Raw genomic sequence first — 6,000 nt, 5'->3', positions numbered from 1 at the left:
GCGTCCTCGCTGTGTTTTACTTCAAAGGAACCCTGCCACCAGAAACCCGAAGGCTCCCGATGTCGGGGTATCAACATATCTGGCGTTGATTTTTGACACGCTGTTGAGTTCTCAAGGAACGGACGCTTCCTTCGTACTCACCCTCTCGGGCTTTCCTCCGGGCGCTTCCCTTCGATGTCCCGAACTCTATCAGTGTTTTTCCGTCCCCCTGACCACCCTCCTGCAAGCATGCAGAAGGCGACCCCGGGATAGGATCTGACAAGTTGGGTGCTGCTGGGCAGAGTCGCCTGGTGCGTTGCTCGACCTCAAGCAGGAGTACGACTGTACAGGCGGCTCTGGAGCGGGGGCAAACCGATTTGTGGTCGCTCCTTGAGTCGCGAACCCGGTCCTCTCGCAAGGAACCGGGACTTCATATGACATACCCTGCTCAACAGTGCGCCGTCCGGGACAAGCAGTGACGGCCGGCCCCGATGAATCTCCACCCCTGGGAGGCTTCCCATGACCACTGTGTCGTCCCCGATCGCCGGACGCGCCATCGGACTGGCCGCAGTGCCGGATCCGGTTTTCTCCGGGGCCATGGTCGGCCCGGGTACCGCCATCGACCCCGTGCGTGAGCCCGGCGAGGCCGTTTCGCCCGTCGACGGCGTCATCGTCTCGCTGCACCCGCACGCCTTCGTCGTCGTGGACAGCGAGGGGCACGGGGTGCTCGCTCACCTCGGTATCGACACCGTGCAACTGAACGGCGAGGGATTCGAGCTGCTGGTGAACAAGGGGGACACCGTGACGCGTGGCCAGGCCATCGTGCGCTGGAACCCTGCCGCGGTCGAGGAGGCGGGCAAGTCGCCCGTGTGCCCGATCGTGGCACTGGAGGCGTCGGCCGAGGCCCTGTCCGAGCTGCGTGAGGACGGCGACGTCAAGGCGGGCGACAGCCTCTTCGTCTGGCAGTGATGTCTGCACCGTCCCAGTGGCGGCAGTAGGGCAACCATCGCGGCGGCGGGACCCGCCGCACTATCGGAGACGGGTGAGATGGACACAACGCTGCGGGGCGTCGGCGTGAGCCAGGGTGTGGCGATCGGCGAGGTGCGGCACATGGGAACGGCCGTGCTCGAACCGCCCGCCAAACAGATTCCGGCGGAGGAGGCGGAGCGTGAGCAGGGGCGCGCCCGGCAGGCCGTCGAGGCTGTGGCGGCCGACCTGACCGCGCGCGGCAATCTGGCGGGGGGCGAGGCGCAGGCCGTGCTGGAGGCGCAGGCGCTGATGGCTCAGGACCCCGAGCTGATGGCCGACGTGGACCGGCGAGTGACCGGGGGGAGCACGGCCGAGCGGGCTGTCTACGACGCGTTCGCCGCGTACCGGGAGCTGCTGGCGGGTGCCGGTGAGTACCTGGCCGGGCGGGTGGCGGACCTCGATGACGTGCGGAACCGTATCGTCGCTCGTCTGCTCGGGGTGCCGATGCCGGGTGTGCCGGACAGTGACGAGCCGTATGTGCTGGTCGCCCGTGATCTGGCGCCGGCGGACACGGCCCTGCTGGATCCGGCTCTGGTGCTCGGGTTCGTCACCGAGGAGGGCGGTCCGACCAGCCACAGCGCGATTCTGGCGCGGGCGCTGGGGGTGCCTGCCGTGGTGGCGCTGCCCGGTGCGGGTGAGCTGGCCGAGGGCACGATGATCGCGGTCGACGGTGCCAGCGGTGAGATCTTCGTGAATCCGACCGAGGAGAAGAAGGGGCAGTTGGAGGCCGCCGCGGCCGAGCGCAGGGCTGCGCTGGCCTCGTCGACCGGTCCCGGGGCCACCTCCGACGGGCACAAGGTGCCGCTGCTGGCGAACGTCGGTGGTCCGGGTGATGTGGCCGCGGCTGTCGAGGCGGGTGCAGAGGGCGTCGGTCTCTTCCGTACCGAGTTCCTGTTCCTGGATGACAGCGAGAACGCGCCGTCCGAGGAGAAGCAGGTCGAGTCGTACCGGAAGGTTCTGGAGGCGTTTCCCGAGAGCCGGGTCGTGGTGCGGGTGCTCGACGCGGGTGCCGACAAACCGCTCGACTTCCTGACGCCTGCCGATGAGCCGAACCCGGCGCTGGGTGTGCGGGGGCTGCGCTCGTTGCTCGACCACCCCGAGGTGCTGCGCACACAGTTGATCGCGCTTGCCAAGGCCGCGGAAGGGCTGCCGGTCTACCTTGAGGTCATGGCTCCCATGGTGGCCGACCGGTCCGACGCCAAGGCGTTCGCCGACGCTTGTCGGGCGGCCGGGCTGAAGGCGAAGTTCGGGGCCATGGTGGAGATCCCGTCGGCCGCTCTGCGGGCCCGGTCGGTGCTCCAGGAGGTGGAGTTCCTTTCGCTGGGGACCAATGACCTCGCGCAGTACACCTTCGCCGCCGACCGTCAGGTGGGGGCCGTGTCCCGGTTGCAGGATCCGTGGCAGCCAGCGCTGCTCGACCTCGTGGCGCTGTCCGCCGAGGCGGCGAAGGCCGAGGGCAAGAGCTGTGGTGTCTGTGGTGAGGCCGCGTCGGATCCGCTGCTGGCCTGTGTGCTGACCGGGCTGGGGGTCACCTCCCTGTCCATGGGTGCGGCGTCGATTCCGTATGTGCGGGCGACGCTGGCGAAGTACACGCTGGCGCAGTGCGAGCGGGCTGCGGCTGCCGCGCGGGCTTCGGACAGTGCCGATGAGGCGCGGGCCGCGGCGCAGGCGGTGTTGTCCGGCGCGTAGTCGTCGGGCGGCTGATGGGGCCGGTTGGCCAGGATCGTCCTGTGTGTGAGGGGCTCTCCACCGAAGGGTGGGGAGCCCCTCGTGGTGTCAGTGGTGGTGGCCGGGTGTGGTGTCGTCCATGTCCATGTCCAGGTCGGGCGGGACGCAGTAGTCGACGCCGGATTCGGGTGAGATGAGGTCGCCGGAGTCGACGTCGGTGCAGTAGGCGTCGAAGACCTCGCCTGCGGTCAGGGGGGCGAGTCCTTGGCCGCGCAGGCGCCATCCGTAGACGCGGTCGATGGTGCCGGGGGCGCTGGTGCGCATGACCAGTCCGCCGGGGTTGTGGGTGGCGAGGCCGACCGCGAGGACGGTGGTGAACTCCAGGGCTTCGGTTTCGTCGAGTTGGGTCGCCCCGGTGGGGTTCTGGTCGGCGTGGAGGGCGGCGGCGAGCATCTCGGGGGTGCCGGAGACCGTGCAGACGAGGTGCCGGTCGCCGGGGGGTGCGGTGTCGAGGATGCGGACCAGGAGGGCGGAGGCGCGGGCGAAGGCCGCGCGGCCGATGTCCTCGCCGCAGGTGGCGCAGGTGCCGAGGCGGGCGAGGAGGGTGGAGGCGTAGTCCCAGGTCGCCTGGCGGACGGCCGCATCGACGAGGGCGGGGACCAGGTCGTCCAGTGGCTGGCCCTCGTAGGGGAGGGTCGGGCCGGTGGTGGCGAGTTCCGCGGTGTAGCGGGCGCGGCTGGTGGGGATGTCCGGGTCCAGTCCGGCGCTCACACAGAATTCGGCGTATTCCTGGGGGTCGAAGAGGGCGACGGTTGTGTGGCTGCCTTGGGAGGCGCGGGTTTTGAGGAGTGCTTCGACCTGTTGGAGATAGGTCCGGTGGTCGTCGAAGACGAAGGTGCTGTAGCGGCGCATGCTGCGGAAGTCGTGTTCGTCGGTGAGCAGGCCGATGGTGCCGGCGACTTCGCGGCGCAGGACGCGTCGCATGGTCAACTGGTCGGTCTGGGCCATGGTTTCCCCCTGTGTGCAGTCGATCAATGCTCACTCACAGTAACCGGCGGCACTGACAATGGGGGTGGGGTGAGGTCGGCATCGATCGGGTGAGGGGTTGTTTTTGCAGGTCGGAGTGGGTGTGAGGGGGTGCGGCCCCGGGGCGTCCGGGGGCGCACGGTGCTGACTTCCCTGGGATCAGGCGCGTTTGCGGGCCAGGTCCTCGTAGAAGTGGAGGAGGTCGAGGTTGTCGATCGAGCCGGGGTTGACCGCTTTTTCCAGTGGGGTGCCCTGGAGGAGGCGCTTGACCGGGACTTCGATGCGTTTGCCGGTGAGGGTGTGGGGGATGCCGGGGACTTCGATGACCTCGTCGGGGACGTGGCGGGGGGAGAGTTGTGCGCGGATGGTCTGTTTGATGCGGGTCAGGAGACTTTCGTCCAGTTCTGCTCCGGGGGCAAGGTGGACGAAGAGGGGCATCCAGTAGCCGCCGTCGGGTTGTTCGACGCCGATGACCAGGGATTCCTTGATCTCGGGGAGGCGTTCGACGGCTTCGTAGATGTCGGCCGAGCCCATGCGGACGCCCTGGCGGTTGAGGGTGGAGTCGGAGCGGCCGTGGATGATCACGGAGCCGTGCGAGGTGACGGTGATCCAGTCGCCGTGGCGCCAGACGCCGGGGTAGGTGTCGAAGTAGCTGTCGTGGTAGCGGCTGCCGTCGGGGTCGTTCCAGAAGCGGATCGGCATGGAGGGCATGGGGTTGGTGACGACGAGTTCGCCGACCTCGTCGATGAGGGGGTTGCCGTCGGGGTCCCAGGACTGGAGGTCGGTGCCGAGGCAGGGAGCCTGGAGTTCGCCGATGTGGACGGGGAGGGTGGGGACGGCGCCGGCGAAGCAGGAGCAGACGTCGGTGCCGCCGCTGACGGAGGCGATCCAGAGGTCGTCGCGGACCTCGTCGTGGAGCCAGCGGAAGCCGTCGGCGGGCAGGGGGGAGCCGGTGGTGGCGACGCAGCGCACCGAGGAGAGGTCGTGGTCGCGCGCGGGGTGGACGTCGGCCTTGCGGCAGGCCATCACGTAGGCGGCGGAGGTGCCGTAGAGGGTGGCTCGGGTGCGTTCGGCGATGCGCCACTGGGCGCCGGTTTCGGGATAGCCGGGGCTGCCGTCGTGCAGGACGATCGTGGTGCCGGTCAGGAGGCCGGAGACGAGGAAGTTCCACATCATCCAGCCGGTCGACGTGTACCAGTAGAAGCGGTCGCCGGGACCGAGGTCGCAGTGCAGGCCGAGCTGCTTGAGGTGTTCGACGAGGATGCCGCCCTGGGACTGGACGATCGCCTTGGGCAGGCCGGTGGTGCCGGAGGAGTAGAGCACCCACAGGGGGTGGTCGAAGGGGACCTGCTCGTAGACCGGGGCCGTGTCCGCGGCGGTCAGGGTCTGCCATTCCAGGGTGCCCTCGGGGGCCTCGGTGCCGAGGAGGGGGATGTGGACGACCGCGCGGAGGGTGGGCAGGTCGCGGCGGAGTTCGGCGACGGTGTCGCGGCGGTCGTGCTCCTTGCCGCCGTAGCGGTATCCGTCGACGGTGAACAGGACGACGGGTTCGACCTGCTGGAAGCGGTCCAGGACGCTGCGGGCGCCGAAATCGGGGGCACAGGACGTCCATACGCCGCCGACGGCCGCCGTGGCGAGGAGGGCGACCACGGCCTGCGGGATGTTCGGGACGTAGGCGCAGACGCGGTCGCCGGGGCGTACGCCGAGGGCGCGCAGTTCGGCGGCGAGGGAGCCGACCTGGCCGCGCAGCTCGCCCCAGGTCACCGGTTGCGGTTCATGGGTCTCGTCGACGCAGAGGAGGGCTGTTTCGGCGGGGCGGTCGTCGGCGGCGCGCAGGGCGTGCTCGGCGTAGTTGAGGGTGGCTCCGGGGAACCACTGGGCGCCGGGCATGTCGCGGCTACCCAGCACGCGCGCATAGGGGGTGGTGAACCGTACGTCGAACCACTCGGTGACGGCCTTCCAGAAGTCCTCCAGGGCGGTGACGGACCACTGGTGCAGGGCCGGGTAGCCGCCCTCGGCGGGGGCTCCGTGGTGCTCGGCCGCCCATGCCTGGAACTTCGTGATCCGCGCTTCCGCGATGCGCTGCGGATCCGGCTGCCAGAGTGGCTGAGGGGTGGCGGTCGGCATGTGGTGGCTCCCGGGACTCTGCGCGTCGTTGCGTCGGTCGCTCACGGGCTGTGGTGGGCGCGCGACACGGCTCATGGGGACGATGCCACGTGATCGACGGGTGCACCAGGTTCTGCCCCACATAGTCCTGGTCCTGAAGATGTGCTCCCAGCACGGGTGAACGGGAGTTGA

The 6,000-nt window shown here is 69.3% G+C and carries 4 protein-coding genes; 2 read left to right on the top strand and 2 right to left on the bottom strand.

Annotated features, from left to right (window positions below):
* The first annotated feature begins 498 nt into the window (after nt 1-498).
* Both AB0O01_RS19720 and ptsP read left to right on the top strand, forming a co-directional pair.
* Nucleotides 499-948, top strand: coding sequence for a PTS glucose transporter subunit IIA (locus AB0O01_RS19720; RefSeq protein ID WP_365314922.1), 450 nt, complete (start codon nt 499-501; stop codon nt 946-948).
* A gap of 78 nt (nt 949-1,026) precedes the next feature.
* Nucleotides 1,027-2,697, top strand: a complete 1,671-nt coding sequence (ptsP, locus tag AB0O01_RS19715) for a phosphoenolpyruvate--protein phosphotransferase (protein ID WP_365314920.1) — start codon at nt 1,027-1,029, stop codon at nt 2,695-2,697.
* An 87-nt stretch (nt 2,698-2,784) separates the two neighbouring features.
* Here ptsP and AB0O01_RS19710 read toward each other — a convergent pair whose 3' ends face one another.
* On the bottom strand, nt 2,785-3,684 hold the full coding sequence (locus tag AB0O01_RS19710; RefSeq protein WP_365314919.1) for a hypothetical protein: 900 nt from the start codon (nt 3,682-3,684) through the stop codon (nt 2,785-2,787).
* Nucleotides 3,685-3,861: 177 nt separating this feature from the next.
* A complete protein-coding gene (locus AB0O01_RS19705) occupies nt 3,862-5,829 on the bottom strand; it encodes an acetoacetate--CoA ligase (RefSeq protein WP_365314918.1) in 1,968 nt (655 codons plus the stop codon).
* Between the last annotated feature and the right edge of the window lie 171 nt (nt 5,830-6,000).

The organism is Streptomyces sp. NPDC093252 (genome assembly GCF_040683675.1).
Lineage (GTDB): Bacteria > Actinomycetota > Actinomycetes > Streptomycetales > Streptomycetaceae > Streptomyces.
The sequence above is the reverse complement of the archived record's forward strand: the minus strand, read 5'-3'. Positions and strand labels throughout refer to the sequence as shown.